At 58.5% G+C, this 14,164-nt stretch carries 17 protein-coding genes; 10 read left to right on the top strand and 7 right to left on the bottom strand.

Going from position 1 to position 14,164, the window contains the following annotated elements; all coding sequences use genetic code 11:
* Window positions 1–31: 31 nt before the first annotated feature.
* The 4 genes from ybeY to miaB form a co-directional block, all read right to left on the bottom strand.
* On the bottom strand, window positions 32–526 hold the full coding sequence (gene ybeY / locus ACR0C5_RS15235) for an rRNA maturation RNase YbeY (RefSeq protein WP_170769908.1): 495 nt from the start codon (window positions 524–526) through the stop codon (window positions 32–34).
* A gap of 38 nt (window positions 527–564) precedes the next feature.
* On the bottom strand, window positions 565–1,587 hold the full coding sequence (locus ACR0C5_RS15230) for a PhoH family protein (RefSeq protein ID WP_170769907.1): 1,023 nt from the start codon (window positions 1,585–1,587) through the stop codon (window positions 565–567).
* Window positions 1,588–1,743: 156 nt separating this feature from the next.
* Window positions 1,744–2,475, bottom strand: a complete 732-nt coding sequence (locus ACR0C5_RS15225) for an outer membrane protein (RefSeq protein WP_480877677.1) — start codon at window positions 2,473–2,475, stop codon at window positions 1,744–1,746.
* A gap of 218 nt (window positions 2,476–2,693) precedes the next feature.
* On the bottom strand, window positions 2,694–4,013 hold the full coding sequence (gene miaB, locus ACR0C5_RS15220; RefSeq protein WP_480877675.1) for a tRNA (N6-isopentenyl adenosine(37)-C2)-methylthiotransferase MiaB: 1,320 nt from the start codon (window positions 4,011–4,013) through the stop codon (window positions 2,694–2,696).
* 120 nt (window positions 4,014–4,133) lie between these two features.
* Here miaB and ACR0C5_RS15215 point away from each other — a divergent pair, with 120 nt between their 5' ends.
* On the top strand, window positions 4,134–4,997 hold the full coding sequence (locus tag ACR0C5_RS15215) for a glycosyltransferase family protein (protein WP_480877817.1): 864 nt from the start codon (window positions 4,134–4,136) through the stop codon (window positions 4,995–4,997).
* Between the two features lie 68 nt (window positions 4,998–5,065).
* On the opposite strand, the gene ACR0C5_RS15210 is transcribed toward ACR0C5_RS15215, so the two are convergent.
* The gene (locus tag ACR0C5_RS15210) at window positions 5,066–5,863 is read right to left on the bottom strand and encodes a phytanoyl-CoA dioxygenase family protein (RefSeq protein WP_170769905.1); all 798 of its coding nucleotides are present in this window, start codon (window positions 5,861–5,863) and stop codon (window positions 5,066–5,068) included.
* Window positions 5,864–5,949: 86 nt separating this feature from the next.
* On the opposite strand from ACR0C5_RS15210, the gene ACR0C5_RS15205 reads away from it, so the two are divergent.
* Window positions 5,950–6,840, top strand: a complete 891-nt coding sequence (locus tag ACR0C5_RS15205) for a LysR family transcriptional regulator (RefSeq protein ID WP_480877673.1) — start codon at window positions 5,950–5,952, stop codon at window positions 6,838–6,840.
* A gap of 2 nt (window positions 6,841–6,842) precedes the next feature.
* On the opposite strand, the gene irrA is transcribed toward ACR0C5_RS15205, so the two are convergent.
* Window positions 6,843–7,259 carry an iron response transcriptional regulator IrrA gene (gene irrA / locus ACR0C5_RS15200; protein ID WP_170769903.1) on the bottom strand — a complete coding sequence of 139 codons (417 nt, stop codon included), beginning with the start codon at window positions 7,257–7,259 and terminating at the stop codon, window positions 6,843–6,845.
* 188 nt (window positions 7,260–7,447) lie between these two features.
* Between irrA and fabA the strand changes: the two genes are divergently transcribed.
* Genes fabA through ACR0C5_RS15180 form a run of 4 tightly spaced genes read left to right on the top strand, consistent with a single transcriptional unit; the run spans window position 7,448 to window position 10,266 of the window.
* Complete coding sequence (fabA, locus tag ACR0C5_RS15195; RefSeq protein ID WP_170326986.1) at window positions 7,448–7,957, top strand: bifunctional 3-hydroxydecanoyl-ACP dehydratase/trans-2-decenoyl-ACP isomerase; 510 nt, start codon at window positions 7,448–7,450, stop codon at window positions 7,955–7,957.
* A gap of 31 nt (window positions 7,958–7,988) precedes the next feature.
* Window positions 7,989–9,218, top strand: coding sequence for a beta-ketoacyl-ACP synthase I (gene fabB / locus ACR0C5_RS15190; RefSeq protein WP_480877670.1), 1,230 nt, complete (start codon window positions 7,989–7,991; stop codon window positions 9,216–9,218).
* 5 nt (window positions 9,219–9,223) lie between these two features.
* A complete protein-coding gene (locus ACR0C5_RS15185) occupies window positions 9,224–10,015 on the top strand; it encodes an enoyl-ACP reductase FabI (RefSeq protein WP_170782930.1) in 792 nt (263 codons plus the stop codon).
* Between the two features lie 59 nt (window positions 10,016–10,074).
* Entirely contained in the window at window positions 10,075–10,266 is a 192-nt protein-coding gene (locus tag ACR0C5_RS15180; RefSeq protein WP_170769900.1) for a hypothetical protein, read from the top strand.
* Between the two features lie 17 nt (window positions 10,267–10,283).
* On the opposite strand, the gene ACR0C5_RS15175 is transcribed toward ACR0C5_RS15180, so the two are convergent.
* Window positions 10,284–10,712: an FKBP-type peptidyl-prolyl cis-trans isomerase gene (locus ACR0C5_RS15175; protein WP_170769899.1), complete on the bottom strand. Its 429-nt coding sequence runs from the start codon at window positions 10,710–10,712 to the stop codon at window positions 10,284–10,286.
* A 108-nt stretch (window positions 10,713–10,820) separates the two neighbouring features.
* On the opposite strand from ACR0C5_RS15175, the gene ACR0C5_RS15170 reads away from it, so the two are divergent.
* From ACR0C5_RS15170 to pcaD, 4 genes are read left to right on the top strand one after another with little or no spacing between them, the layout of a single operon-like run.
* Window positions 10,821–11,510, top strand: coding sequence for a haloacid dehalogenase type II (locus ACR0C5_RS15170; RefSeq protein ID WP_480877667.1), 690 nt, complete (start codon window positions 10,821–10,823; stop codon window positions 11,508–11,510).
* Window positions 11,507–12,334: an alpha/beta fold hydrolase gene (locus ACR0C5_RS15165; RefSeq protein WP_480877665.1), complete on the top strand. Its 828-nt coding sequence runs from the start codon at window positions 11,507–11,509 to the stop codon at window positions 12,332–12,334. The genes ACR0C5_RS15170 and ACR0C5_RS15165 overlap by 4 nt, the downstream gene beginning before the upstream one ends.
* The gene (locus ACR0C5_RS15160; protein ID WP_480877663.1) at window positions 12,331–13,305 is read left to right on the top strand and encodes a threonine ammonia-lyase; all 975 of its coding nucleotides are present in this window, start codon (window positions 12,331–12,333) and stop codon (window positions 13,303–13,305) included. Before ACR0C5_RS15165 ends, ACR0C5_RS15160 begins: the two co-directional genes overlap by 4 nt.
* Before the next feature lie 59 nt (window positions 13,306–13,364).
* Complete coding sequence (gene pcaD, locus ACR0C5_RS15155) at window positions 13,365–14,153, top strand: 3-oxoadipate enol-lactonase (RefSeq protein WP_170782936.1); 789 nt, start codon at window positions 13,365–13,367, stop codon at window positions 14,151–14,153.
* The last annotated feature ends 11 nt before the right edge of the window (window positions 14,154–14,164 follow it).

Here is a 14,164-nt window from a genome sequence, read left to right as displayed (position 1 = left end):
TAGTCCAAATGATCGGCCTGACTGGCCTGTATTAAACTATATATGGGTTATCAATACCCATTTTGCCAAGTATCTCGACCTCAAGCCCCTCCATCAAAGTGGCGTCGGGGTCACGAATGTGATCATAGCCCAACAGATGTAACAATCCGTGAACGATCAGATGCGTCACGTGATCGTCCATGGGTTTGCCTGCCTCGGCTGCCTCGCGGGTGCAAGTATCGAAGGAAATGGCGATATCACCAAGGGCGATTTCACCGGTAAAATCGGGCTGCGGATGGTCAGGGATGTCGCCTGCGGCCTCGGGCGACAGATCCTCGGCGGGCCAGCTCAGCACGTTGGTTGGGCTGGGTTTTTCCCGAAACTCGGCGTTCAGCGCGGCAATGTGGGCATCATCGCAGGCCAGAACACTGACTTCACACAGATCTGCGTCCAGATCAAAACGATGGAACACCGCCTGAGCGGCACGGTCTACCAATGCTTCCAGACCGCTCCAACGGGGGTCTTCGACCGTCAGTTCAATAGCCATGTCAATTCGCCCAATACCCGGTATCCGCGGCGCGGGCCTTATCCGGTTTCACGCCCCGCGTCGGCCTCATACGCCTCGATAATGGCGGCGACAAGCGGGTGGCGGACCACATCTTTGGAAGTGAAGTAGTTGAAGCTGATATTCGGGATCGTTTTCAACAAACGTTCCGCATCTGCCAGCCCCGATTGCACCCCGCGCGGCAGATCGACCTGCGAGCGGTCACCGGTGATCACCATCCGGCTACCTTCACCCAGACGGGTCAGGAACATCTTCATCTGCATGGTCGTGGCGTTTTGCGCCTCATCAAGCACCACGAAGGCATTCGCAAGGGTACGCCCCCGCATGAAGGCCAGCGGCGCGATTTCGATACGCTTTTCTTCGATCAGTTTGGCCAGTTGCTTGCCGGGCAAAAAGTCGTTCAACGCGTCATAGAGCGGCTGCATGTAGGGATCGACCTTGTCCTTCATATCGCCGGGCAGGTATCCAAGCTTCTCGCCCGCCTCGACCGCCGGACGGCTGAGGATGATGCGGTCCACATGCCCGCCGATGAACATCGACACACCAACAGCAACGGCAAGATAGGTTTTACCCGTGCCTGCCGGCCCGATTCCAAAGGCCAGTTCATTGTTGAACAGCGACTGCACATAGGCTTTCTGCGCGTCCGTGCGGGGCTCGACCAGTTTCTTGCGAGTCTTGATCTCGACCGTGCCGCCCTTGAACATCTCAAGCTGATCGCCGTCGCGGCTGCCGGTTCCGGTCTCGGACCCGCCCATGCGCAACTCACGATCCACATCTGCGGCTTCAACCTCGCGCCCGCCTTCCAGACGCGTGTAAAGCGCCTGGAGCACCTCAATCGCCTGTTTCTGAGCATCCTCGTCACCCATGACAACAAGCTGATTGCCACGGCGCACGATCTGAACCGATAGCTTGTTTTCGATGTCGGTCAGATTGCGGTCATATTCGCCGCAAAGGTCAATCAACAACCGGTTGTCTGGAAATTCAACAAACGCCTCACGCTGGGGCATTTCATCTTGCGGTGGGGTCAGGGCACCGATGGCCAATCCGTTCTCCTGTCTTGGCGTTTCACCCTGAGCGTGACAACAATTGCCGGTAGGTGCAAGCCACAGATTCAAATTTTCCGGATCAGATGATAATTCCGCCGATTGTTTGTGATTTCAGCCAATCATCCCGGTATTCGACAGAGCACCCTCTGCAAATCAGAACGTATAAGTCAGACCAAACCGAAGACTGCGATACTCCGGCGTGGAACGGGTCGAGAATCCGTTGCCAAATTCGATATCCTCACCCTGAAACTGAACATATTCATATTCGCCGGTGATTGACCAATCGTCGTTCAGGTAGTGCTCAGCCCCAATACTCAGCGAGAATCCATCCCGGCTGTCACTCTCCTGAAATGACTGTGTCGTTGCGCCGGTGGTAATGCTGTTTGTCGTTTCGATGTCGCCGCGCACATAACCAGCGGACACAAAATAAAGGATGGAGCCGCTTTTGTTTGTCAGGCCATTGCGGAATCGGATGGACAACACGTCCGACACTTCGGACCCGCCGGTGACTGTCGTTCCACTGATCAGCGCGGTTGTTTCATCGTCAATCGAGCCGAACTCATACCCGATTTCAAGGCCGTAAACATAGTCGCGCCCGCCTTTGGCCGGAAGAACACCGCGCCATCCAGCCCGAACGCCACCGAATGACCCGTTCAAGTCCAATTCGCCAATGGGAAACGTGCCGCCTGGTGTGGCCAAACCGAACTGATCCGTTCCGCCACTTGCGTATCCCGCCGTCAATCCCAGATAGAAAGCGCTAACGTCGTGATCAACCCGCTGCGGATCCAATACCGGAGGATCTGACAAGGCGGCATCGGTATTGCCCGCAATCGCTGCCCCTGAGAGCCCCAAGAGCGAAACCATCACCGCCAAAACAAACTGCAAACAAAGCTTTGTTTTATTTCTTTCGACTACCACTCGCACCCTCCAAGGCCCAGACACTTTGCCCGCGTCAGTACACAACCCGAAAATTCAGAGGCTACAAATGTCGTAGGTCCCTAAAAAATCTGGCTTTTCTCGGAGCATAGAACGAAGCGATAAATCAAGCGTTAATTTTCAGTTCAAATTGACCCTTGGCGTTTTCATCACAGATAGCGCGCGTGTCAGACAAGCTCACCCGCCAGCGAATTCGCGCCCGACGAGGTGATGCGTACGTCTCGCAACTCTCCGATGGCCAAATCCGCGTCTGCCACGTGAACCGAATGAAGATACTCGGATTTTCCGACCATCTGCCCCGGTAGACGACCCGGCTTTTCAAACAAAACACGCACGTTTCGGCCCACCATCGCATCCTGAATTTCGCGTTGATGCCGGGTGATCACGGTCTGCAGGCGCTGTAGGCGGTCATCCGCCACCTCAGGATCAACCTGAGACCGCTCGGCCGCCGGCGTTCCCGGACGGGTCGAATATTTGAACGAGTACGCGTATCCGTATCTGACTTGCTCAACCAAATCCAATGTCGCCTGAAAATCCGCATCGGTTTCCTCGGGGAAGCCCACGATGAAGTCGCCTGACATCATGATATCCGGCCGTGCCTCGCGAATACGTTCGATCAGACGCAAATAGCTGTCTGCCGTATGGCTGCGGTTCATCCGCTTCAGAATTCGATCCGAGCCCGACTGAACCGGCAGATGCAAATAGGGCATCAGCTTGTCGCAGGTTCCGTGCGCCTCGATCAGGTCATCGGCCATGTCGTTGGGGTGCGACGTGGTGAACCGGATACGCTCCAGCCCGTCAACCTTGTTCAAATCCCAGATCAGCCCGGCCAGCGTCATGTCACCGTTGGGTCCGGCCCCGTGATAGGCGTTGACGTTCTGACCCAGCAAAGTGATCTCACGCACGCCGCGTTCGACCAGATCCTGCGCCTCACGGATGATGCGATCCGCCGGGCGGCTAACCTCGGCCCCGCGGGTATAGGGCACAACGCAGAAGGCACAGAACTTGTCGCAGCCTTCCTGAACGGTCAAAAACGCCGTCGGGCCACGCTTGGCTTTGGGCCGGTTCTTGAGCTTTTCGAACTTGTCTTCCTCGGGGAAGTCGGTGTCCAGCGCCTTGGCGCCCTCGCGGGTCTTGGCCTCCATCTCGGGCAGACGGTGGTAGCTTTGCGGCCCCACCACCAGATCGACCAGAGGCTGACGACGCATGATCTCTTCACCCTCGGCCTGTGCAACACAACCGGCCACACCGATCTTCAAATCGGGCTTTTCCGCTTTCAGCCCTTTGAAGCGACCCAACTCGGAATAGACTTTCTCAGCCGCCTTTTCGCGGATATGGCAGGTATTCAGCAGAATCATATCCGCGTCATCGGGGCTTTGGGTTTCCACATATCCCTGACCGCCCAGCGTTTCGGCCATACGCTCGCTGTCATAGACGTTCATCTGACAACCATAGGTCTTGATGTACAGCTTTTTGGATTCCGACATGGGTAAGGCCTTTGCGTTCGCGGGATCGGCGTCGTCTATACCTTACGAACGCCGCTTGCAATGCCCGCGCGATTACCCGATTTTGGCCCGAAACGCCAGCAAGACGAGCGCGAACAGGCCATGCAATACGACTCGGTGAATTCCTTTCTGCGATCTGGTATGCCCACGCTGTCAAAAGGCCCAATTGCTCTGATCTTTGCCGAGGATGAGGTCGAGGTCGAAAGCACGATCCGTCACCACCTGAACCTCGGCTTCGCTGCGCTGGTAGCCTTCATGCCCACCGAATTCACTTTGTCCGACGATCTGGCCGAGCGCATACACCGTGTCACTTTGACCTGCGCCCCGCGCACAGTCGTCTTCGACACGATCAATACTATGATCGCATCGGCCCCGACGCGTTGGATGTATTATTGCTACAACGCCGAATACCTGTTCTTCCCCTTCTGCGAGACCCGCACCATCGGCGAGATGCTGGCCTTTCACACCGAAGAACGCCGTGATGCAATGTTGACCCACGTGGTCGACCTCTATGCTGACGATCTGGCGGCTTTCCCCAACGGGGTTGCTCCGGATCGCGCGATGCTGGACCGAAGCGGGTACTACGCACACACCCGCCACACGCCCGACGGCCACCCGGTTGAACGGCAGTTGGACATGTCAGGGGGGCTGCGCTGGCGGTTTGAAGATCACATTCCTTATGAACGCCGCCGCATCGACCGGATTGGTCTGTTCAAATCCCGCAAGGGCCTGACGCTCCGGTCAGATCACACGTTCAACACACAGGAATACAACACCTATTCCTGCCCCTGGCATCATAACCTGACGGCTGCGATCTGTTCCTTCCGTGCGGCAAAGGCTCTGAAATCAAACGCAGGATCGACCTTTGAAATCCCAAGTTTTCAATGGCGCAACTCGGTCGCGTTCGAATGGACCTCAAACCAGTTGCTGGACCTGGGCCTGATCGAACCGGGACAATGGTTCTGATCCGCCCTTCATCTGGCCAAAAATATCCCGGGGGAGGTGCGGCCCCGCCGCGCCGGGGGCAGAGCCCCCTATCGCGGCCACACCATCGGAAACCAATCCTCGCGCAGGCGCTGCCCCGGCACCATGTCATGGCCCGGAAATGGGGGTGAGGTGCGGCCGGGTCGCTCCACATAGCGCGCATCATCCCCCACCAACCGCAACGAAAACGCGCGGCGGCGACTGTCTGAGTGATTCCCTCGTGCGCCGTGCAATGTGCGATAGTTGAAAGCTACCGCGTCGCCCGGCTGCATTTCGAATTCGACCACATTCATCCCTTCGGTGTCCGGGTCAGGTACAGGGATGTACTGGCCCTCATCCGCAAAGAACCCCTCCTCAGACACCCAGCGGGTCGGCAATACCTCTTTCTCCCACCGATGCGATCCGGCCACGCAGCGCAAGGTTGCCTGTGTCACCGAGTCCAGCGGGGACCAAAAGCTGATCGTCTGCCGACCCTCGACAAAGTAATACGGCCCATCCTGATGCCAGGGCGTCGCCATCGAGGTCCCTGGCTCTTTCACCAGCACATGATCGTGAAACATTTGCACGGTCTGCGATTGCATAAGATCCGCCGCGACCTCGGCCGCCGGAGAGTTGTGGACTACGTCCTGAAACTGCTCGATTCGCGACCAGTTGCAGTAGTCGTCAAAGAACAGTCCCGTTTCGCCCTGTTTCTTGTTGTCCGAGGCATATGGACCGGGATCCGCCATATTCGCTGCTACTCCGTCGCGCAGGCGATCAACGTAGTCGGCAAACAGCCCCCTGATCAGCACGACGCCGTCACGCTGATAAGTGTCGATCATGTCTTGCGTCACAAGGGAGTGGGTCATGTTCGTCTCCGAGCCGGTTGTGCGATGATCTGCGCATGGCATTGCACTCTGTTCAAGTCATATCTTTTGAAGGTAGATATAAAATCATGCTATATCTTTCTCTACGACAGTACGAATATGTCTGCGCCATCGGTCGACATGGGGGCCTGTCGGCGGCAGCGCAGCATCTGAATGTGTCCCAACCCGCTCTGTCCAACGCCCTGACACGGGTCGAAGAACAAGTGGGCCACCCACTATTCACCCGCAAACGCGGCGCAGCCATGAGCCTGACCCCACAAGGGCGCAGGTTCATCGAACAGGCCGAGGCCCTGCTGGCCCGCGCAGCGCAACTGGAAAACTCATCTGCCGAGGGACCTGCGGCGGCGCGCCTGCGCTTGGGATGTTTCGAAGATCTTGCGCCGTTCTTGCTGGCGCGCGCTTTGCGCCTGTTGCGCAGGGAACTTCCAGATGTCGCTGTGACCTACCGCGTGGCGGGCTTTCAGGGCCTAGTCTCGGGCCTGGTTCAGGGGGAAATCGACTTGGCATTCACCTACGGCCTGACTTTGGATGCTGGCTTCTCGACGACGCAGTTGTTTGCAAATTCCCCGAACGCGGTGATGTCTCCGGATCACCCGCTTGCGGGGCGGGAACACGTCTTGTTAAGCGACGTGGCCGCCTATCCCTTGATCCTGTCGGATGAAGGGCTTTCGGCACAACATTTTCTCAATCTCTTCCGCTCAGCCGGACAGACCCCAAAGGTTGCCCACCGGGCAGCATCGCTGGAAATTCAACGCAGCTTTGCGGCGCATGAAGAAGGCGTTGCGATGACTTATGCCAACATCCCAGCCCCGCTCAGCTACGACGGAACGCCGCTGGTCAGCCTGCCCGTCACTGACCAGATCGCGCGCGAGCCGGTTGTGCTGGCGCGGCACGGTACGGGACCGCTGGATGCGCTTACCGAACGGGCGCAACAGGTCCTGGCTGAATTATCGACGTAAGGTTATTTCTTCCGCAGACGGATCACCACATCGACCGACGCGATTTCGACCCCCTCAGGCGCGTCAGGCAGGCGCTGAATCACCAACTGGTCCGACGGCGCATCGCTCAGGCGGCCTTCGTCTTCCCAGAAGAAATGCGGATGGTCATGGGTGTTGGTGTCGAAATAGCTTTTCGAACCGTCCACGGTGATTTCCTGCAACACCCCGGCCTCGCAGAACGCGCGCAGCGTGTTGTAGACCGTCGCCAAAGACACAGCATCGCCGTTCTTTTTGGCCGATTCAAACAGGCTTTCCGCGGTGACATGACGATGATTTCCGTCACCCACCAAAAGCTCCGCCAGGGCCACGCGCTGACGTGTCGGGCGCAATCCGGCGTGAACCAACCAATTAGTGGCTATGCTCTGGCTTTCTGGTGTCATGAATCCGATACCGATTTGTTGCTTGTGTATATATAAGTGCTGAGGCCTAGGAATTTCAAATGAAATTCATTCGCAAGAACAGACGGAACTGGTCATGATGTATGTCACCGCTCTTGCAGGACCTTGCATACGGGTGCTAGACGAGGCCAGATTAGATAAACGGACCCCTGGCAGGAGAGGCGGCAAGAATGGCCCAATTCCCGAGCAGCTTTGACAAGGATGATCTGCTGAAATGCGCCCGTGGCGAATTATTCGGCCCCGGTAACGCGCAGTTGCCCGCCCCGCCGATGCTGATGATGGACCGGATTACCGATATCTCAGCCGATGGTGGAGCCCATGGCAAAGGTCATGTTTTGGCGGAATTCGACATTACTCCGGACCTGTGGTTCTTTGACTGCCACTTCCCCGGCAACCCGATTATGCCCGGTTGTCTGGGGCTGGATGGCCTGTGGCAGCTGACCGGCTTTAACCTGGGCTGGCGCGGCTGGCAGGGGCGTGGCATGGCTGTTGGCGTGGGCGAGGTCAAGCTGACCGGCATGGTCCGCCCCGACCGCAAGATGCTGACTTACAAAATTGATTTCAAAAAAGCGATCCAGACGCGCCGCCTGACCATGGGTGTGGCGGATGGTATCGTCGAAGCGGACGGTGAAATGATTTACGACGTCAAGGACATGAAAGTCGTCCTGTCCGAAGCCTGAGCCTGATCGGCCCGAAATAAGGAGCACGCATATGCGTCGAGTAGTTGTCACCGGTTTGGGGATTGTCTCCTCCATCGGGAACAATGCCCAAGAGGTTCTGGCCTCACTCAAAGCTGGCAAATCCGGCATTGAGGCCAACGACCAGATGGTCGAACACGGTTTCCGCAGCCAGATTGCAGGGTCGCTGAAGATCGACGTGACCGAGTATGTGGACAAGCGCACCTTGCGTTTCATGGGTCCCGGCGCGGCTTATGCCCATATCGCGATGAGCCAGGCGATCGCAGATTCCGGTCTGACCGAAGATCAGGTGGTGAACCCGCGCACAGGTCTGGTGGCCGGCTCGGGTGGCCCCTCGACCAGTGCGATGCTGACTGCGCACCAAACCGTACTGAAGAATGGCGCGACCAAGCGGATCGGGCCGTTTGCAGTGCCGAAATGCATGTGTTCAACGATTTCGGCCAACCTTGCGACCGCGTTCAAGATCAAGGGCATTAACTACTCGATCACCTCGGCTTGCTCGACCTCACTGCATTGCATCGGCAACGCGGCGGAACAGATCATGCTGGGCAAGCAGGACGTGATGTTTGCAGGCGGCGGCGAAGAGCTGGACTGGACGCTGTCCTGCCTGTTTGACGCGATGGGCGCGATGTCGTCGAAATACAATGACACGCCGGACAAAGCCTCGCGCGCCTTTGACCAGAATCGCGACGGGTTCGTGATTTCCGGTGGCGGCGGCATTGTCGTGCTGGAGGATCTGGATCACGCGTTGGCACGCGGTGCCAAGATCTATGCCGAAGTGACCGGTTATGCCGCAACCTCGGACGGGCATGACATGGTGGCCCCTTCGGGCGAAGGCGGCGAACGCGCGATGCGTCTGGCCCTGTCCACCCTGCCCGAAGGCCGAAAGATTGGATACATCAACGCCCACGGCACCTCGACCCCGGTCGGCGATGTAGGCGAGGTTGAAGCCGTACGCCGCATCTTTGGTGAAGGCAACGTGCCGCCGATTTCCTCGACCAAGTCGATGACCGGCCACGCGCAAGGTGCCGCAGGCGCGTTAGAGGCGATCTTCTGCTTGCTGATGCTGGACAATGATTTCATTACACCGTCGATCAATGTCGAAACGCTCGCCGAAGGCATCCAGCCCGGTGAAATTGCAACGCAAGTTGTTGAAAATGCGGGACTCGACTCGGTGATGACCAACAGCTTTGGCTTTGGCGGCACCAACGGATCCATGGTTCTTTCAAAGTATAACGGGTGAATGTGATGTCGGATCTTCTTAAAGGCAAACGCGGCCTGATCATGGGCGTGGCGAACGACCGCTCGATCGCGTGGGGTATCGCCAAAGCCATGCACGAGGCCGGAGCCGAACTGGCATTCACCTATCAGGGCGAGGCTTTTGGTAAACGGCTGGAGCCGCTGGCCCAGAGCCTCGGCAGCGACTTCATGGTCGACGCCGATGTCACCGATGACGACTCGCTGGACCGAGCGTTCGGCGAGCTGGGCGAACGCTGGCCCACCATTGATTTCGTGGTTCATGCGATTGCCTATTCGGACAAGTCGGAACTGACCGGCCGTTTCCTGAACACCACGCGGGCGAATTTCAAACACTCGATGGACGTGTCGGCCTATTCCTTCATCGAGGTCGCGCGCCGCGCCTATCCGATGATGAAAGACAATGGTGGCACGCTGCTGACGCTGACATATCAGGGTTCGAACCGCGTGGTTCCGAACTACAACGTGATGGGTGTGGCCAAGGCGGCGCTGGAATCGGCGACGCGCTATCTGGCCAATGATCTTGGCCCCGAAGGCATTCGCGTCAACGCCATCTCGCCCGGTCCGATGAAAACGCTGGCCGGTGCGGCCATCGGTGGCGCACGCAAGACCTACAAGTTCTGCGACCAGAACGCGCCCATGCGTTCGAACGCGACGCTTGAGGCCGTAGGCGGCACCGCTGTTTATTTGGCATCCGAGGCCGGGGCATGCACCTCGGGCGAGATCATCAAGGTAGATGGTGGCTTCCACGTTCTGGGCATGCCGCAGCCTGACTTTATGTGACCCCAATTTTCCCCGCCGGTGCCCAGATTTGACCATCTTTCACCGGCAGGGATACGGGTATGAGCAAAGCTGAACATATCGCGGCAAGCACCGCACGCACGTCCCGATCCCGTCGCAAGTCTGGATTTCTGGGTGCGCGAGGGCGCATCGCCCTGCTGGGCCTGACCACAATGCTGATGCTGTTTGTGTACTTCACCCAGCCGCAGGTCAGAACCGCAGTCGCATCCTGGACCAGCCTGCTGACAGGCTGATCCGCATCGGCGCGGGGTCAGTTGATCGACACCACCTCGATATCAAACACGAGATCCTGACCGGCCAAGGGATGGTTGGCGTCCAGTGTCACCGTCGCCTCATCCGCATCAACCACCGTCACAGGCATGACCTGCCCGTCAGGTGCCTGCATTTGCAGCCGCGAACCGGGCTCCAGCGGGATATCGTCGGGGATGCCTTCGCGCGGGATGCTTTGCCGCATCGCCGGGTTGATCGGCCCGTACGCGTCGACACAGGCAATCTCGACCTTCTTCTTTTCACCCACCGTCAGGCCAGACATGGCGCTGTCGAGCCCCGGAATGATCTGCCCCGATCCCACCACGAATTCCAGCGGATCGCGCCCGTCCGAGCTGTCAAAGACATTCCCGTCCAGCAACGTCCCCGTATAGTGAATGCGAACCGTGTCGCCCTGTTTGATAGCGGTCATTCTGGCCTCCGGCCGTTAAAGAGTTGAACGGCCAACCCTAGAGTGTGACACGCCATTGTAAACCCGTTCCTCTTTTGCCAACCTGCGCCCCAGGGATGGAGGGATCAGATGCCGATCAAAACATGTATCTTCGACGCCTACGGAACGCTGTTTGACGTAGCCGCCGCCGCACGACAGGCCGCAGCCGAGCCGGGGTTTGAAGCACTGGGGCAGAAATGGCCCGAACTGGCCAATTATTGGCGGCTAAAACAGTTGCAATATACTTGGTTGCGCGCAGTCTCGGACGCACATGCGGATTTCTGGGATGTCACGCAGGACGGGTTGGATTGGGCTTTGGAGGCCACCGGTCTGGATGGCGATGCCAAACTTCGGCAACGGCTGCTCGACCTCTATTGGGAATTGCAGGCCTATCCGGAAGTGCCCCAGATGCTGCAAGCGCTCAAGGCCGGAGGATTGCAGACCGCGATTCTGTCGAACGGCTCGCCGCCGATGTTGGACGGTGCGGTGCAATCTGCGGGGATTGGCGATGTGCTGGACGATGTCCTGTCGGTCGAAAGCGTCGGGGTCTTCAAACCCCATGTACGCGTCTACGATCTGGTGCAGGAACGGTTCGGCGGCGAACGGAACGAGATTTTGTTCGTGAGTTCAAACGGCTGGGACGCCGCAGGTGCCAGTGGCTATGGTTTTACCACCGCATGGGTCAACCGCGCAAAGGAACCAATGGACCGCTTGCCCTGGAGACCCGCGCATGTATTGTCCGACCTGACGACGATCCCTCAACTTGCTGGGCTGGAATGACATTTTTTACAACAACTGATGGAAAGAACCTGTATTTCGAAGAAAACGGATCAGGTTCGCCCGTCCTTTGCCTTGCAGGGCTGACACGTAATACCCAGGACTTCTCGTTTCTGACACCGCATATGGCAGATCATCGGATGATTGCGATGGACTACCGAGGGCGCGGCCAGTCGGAGTATGACACCGACCACGGCAACTATAACGTTCTGCGCGAAGCCCATGACGCGATCGAATTGCTGGACCATCTTGGGCTTGAGCGGGTATCGGTGATCGGCACTTCGCGCGGCGGGTTGATAGCCATGGCGCTCGCCGCCAGTCACCCCGAGCGTTTGGCCTCGGTCGTGCTGAACGATATCGGGCCGGTTATCGACACTTCAGGGATTGCCAAAATAATGGGCTATGTCGGCAAAAAGCCGGTTTCCAATACCTATGATGAAGCAGCTCTTGCCCTGCAGCATATGATGGCCGAACAATTCCCCGGAGTTCCGCTGGAGCGATGGCGGAAAATGGCTGAATTCCAGAACCAGGAAACCGAACAGGGCCTTTCTTTGCGCTATGATCTGGGGTTGCGCACCGCCTTGCTGGAACAGGCCGCCGCAGGGGCGATCCCGGATATGTGGCTGTTTTTTGAGGCTTTGCGCGATATTCCAACCGGCGTCATTCGGGGTGCCAATTCCGATGTGCTGGGCAAGGACACTCTGGCCGAGATGCATAGACGTCATCCCAGCCTCGTCTCAGTCGAAGTCCCTGACCGGGGCCACGCGCCCTTTCTGGACGAACCGCAATCCCTGGAGCTAATCCGCAACGTATTGGACGCCGTATGAGCACATTACAAATGATTGAAGCGGCCGCCGACCGGTTGCGGGGCCATGTGCGGGAAACACCGATCCTGACCTCTCCGTTTCTGGACGAGATTGCGGGCCGCCGGGTGCTGGTCAAACCCGAATGCCTGCAACATACCGGCAGCTTCAAGTTTCGCGGAGCTTGGTCGGCGATTTCAGCGCTCAGCGAAGCCGAGCGCAGCCGCGGGGTGATCGCTTTTTCCTCGGGCAATCACGCACAGGGCGTGGCCCACGCCGCCGCCCGTCACGGTATCGCGTCGGTGATCATCATGCCGTCAGACGCGCCCCAGTTGAAAATCAACAACACCCGCGCTCTGGGCGGTGAGGTGGTTCTGTACGACCGCGCCACGGAAAGCCGCGAAGAAATTGGTGAGGCTTTGGCCGCCGAGCGTGGCCTGACCCTGATCCGCCCCTATGACGAACCGCAAGTGATTGCCGGGCAAGGCACCACTGGTCTGGAGATCGCCCGGCAAGCTGCGGATTTGGGCGTGAAACACGCAGATGTGCTGGTGTGCTGCGGTGGCGGCGGGCTGACCTCGGGCATTGCGCTGGCGCTTGAAGAACACGCTCCCGGTCTGCGCCCCCGCCCCTGCGAACCCGAGGGGTTTGACGACGTGAAACGCTCTTTGGAGACGGGGCAAATCCAAAGCAACGCGGCAACCAGCGGCAATATCTGCGACGCTATCCTGACTCCGCAACCGGGGGACATCACCTTCCCCATCCTCAACCGCCTGTGCGGCCCCGGCCTGTCTGTGTCCGAAGATGAAGCCATGCACGCCATGGCGCTGGCCTTCTTGCGCCTCAAGATTGTTCTGGAACCGGGCGGAGCGGTATCGCTGGCCTCGGCCCTGTTTCGGCGCGACGAGATCGAGGGTGATGCGGTGATCGTCGTCGCCTCGGGCGGCAACACAGACCCGGATGTCTTTGTCAAAGCGCTGGAGTTCCTGACCTGACAAATCCTGCGCAATTTGGGTATTAGTCGGCGCCAGATGAGATGAACGGGGAAACAGTAATGCAGATCGCTGATCTTGGGGATGTCCAGCTTCACTACCGGATTGACGGCGATCCCAATGGGGTGCCGGTGGTGTTCGCGAACTCACTGGGCACCGATATGCGCCTGTGGGACGCCGTGCTGCCCCATCTGCCCGCTGGTCTGCGGATCATTCGGTATGACAAACGCGGGCACGGCCTGTCGTCGTGCCCAACGGGTCCCTATTCGATGGGGGCGCTGGTGCGGGATGCCGAAGCGTTGCTAGATCTTCTGAATGTACGCGACTGCGTGTTTGTGGGCCTGTCTATCGGTGGGCTGATTGCGCAAGGCTTGGCCGTTAAACGCATGGATCAGGTGCGCGCACTGGTGCTGTCGAACACGGCGGCCAAGATCGGCACGCCCACCATGTGGCAGGACCGGATCGACGCCATCCGCAAGGATGGGATCGAGGCGCTGGCCGACGCCACGATGGAGCGCTGGTTCTCGCGCGCGTTTCGCACCACGCCTGATATGCTGCTGTGGCGAAACATGATGGAACGCCAGCCTGCCGAAGGATATATTGGGTGTTGTGCGGCCATTTCGGGCACGGATTTTTTCACCCCCACAAGCGGCTTGCGCCTGCCCACGTTGGGCATTGCGGGCAGCGAGGATGGCTCGACCCCGCCCGATCTGGTGCGCGAGACCATCGAGTTGATCCCCGGATCGAAGTTCGAGTTGATGCGCAGGGCCGGTCATTTGCCCTGCGTCGAGCAGCCCGAAGAATATGCAAATCTGCTGCACCGTTTCCTGACCGATATCGGTCATATTTGAAGGAGGGAAAC

The sequence above is a fragment of the Ruegeria sp. N8 genome, assembly GCF_056531325.1.
This window is presented reverse-complemented; position numbering and strand designations above follow the sequence as displayed.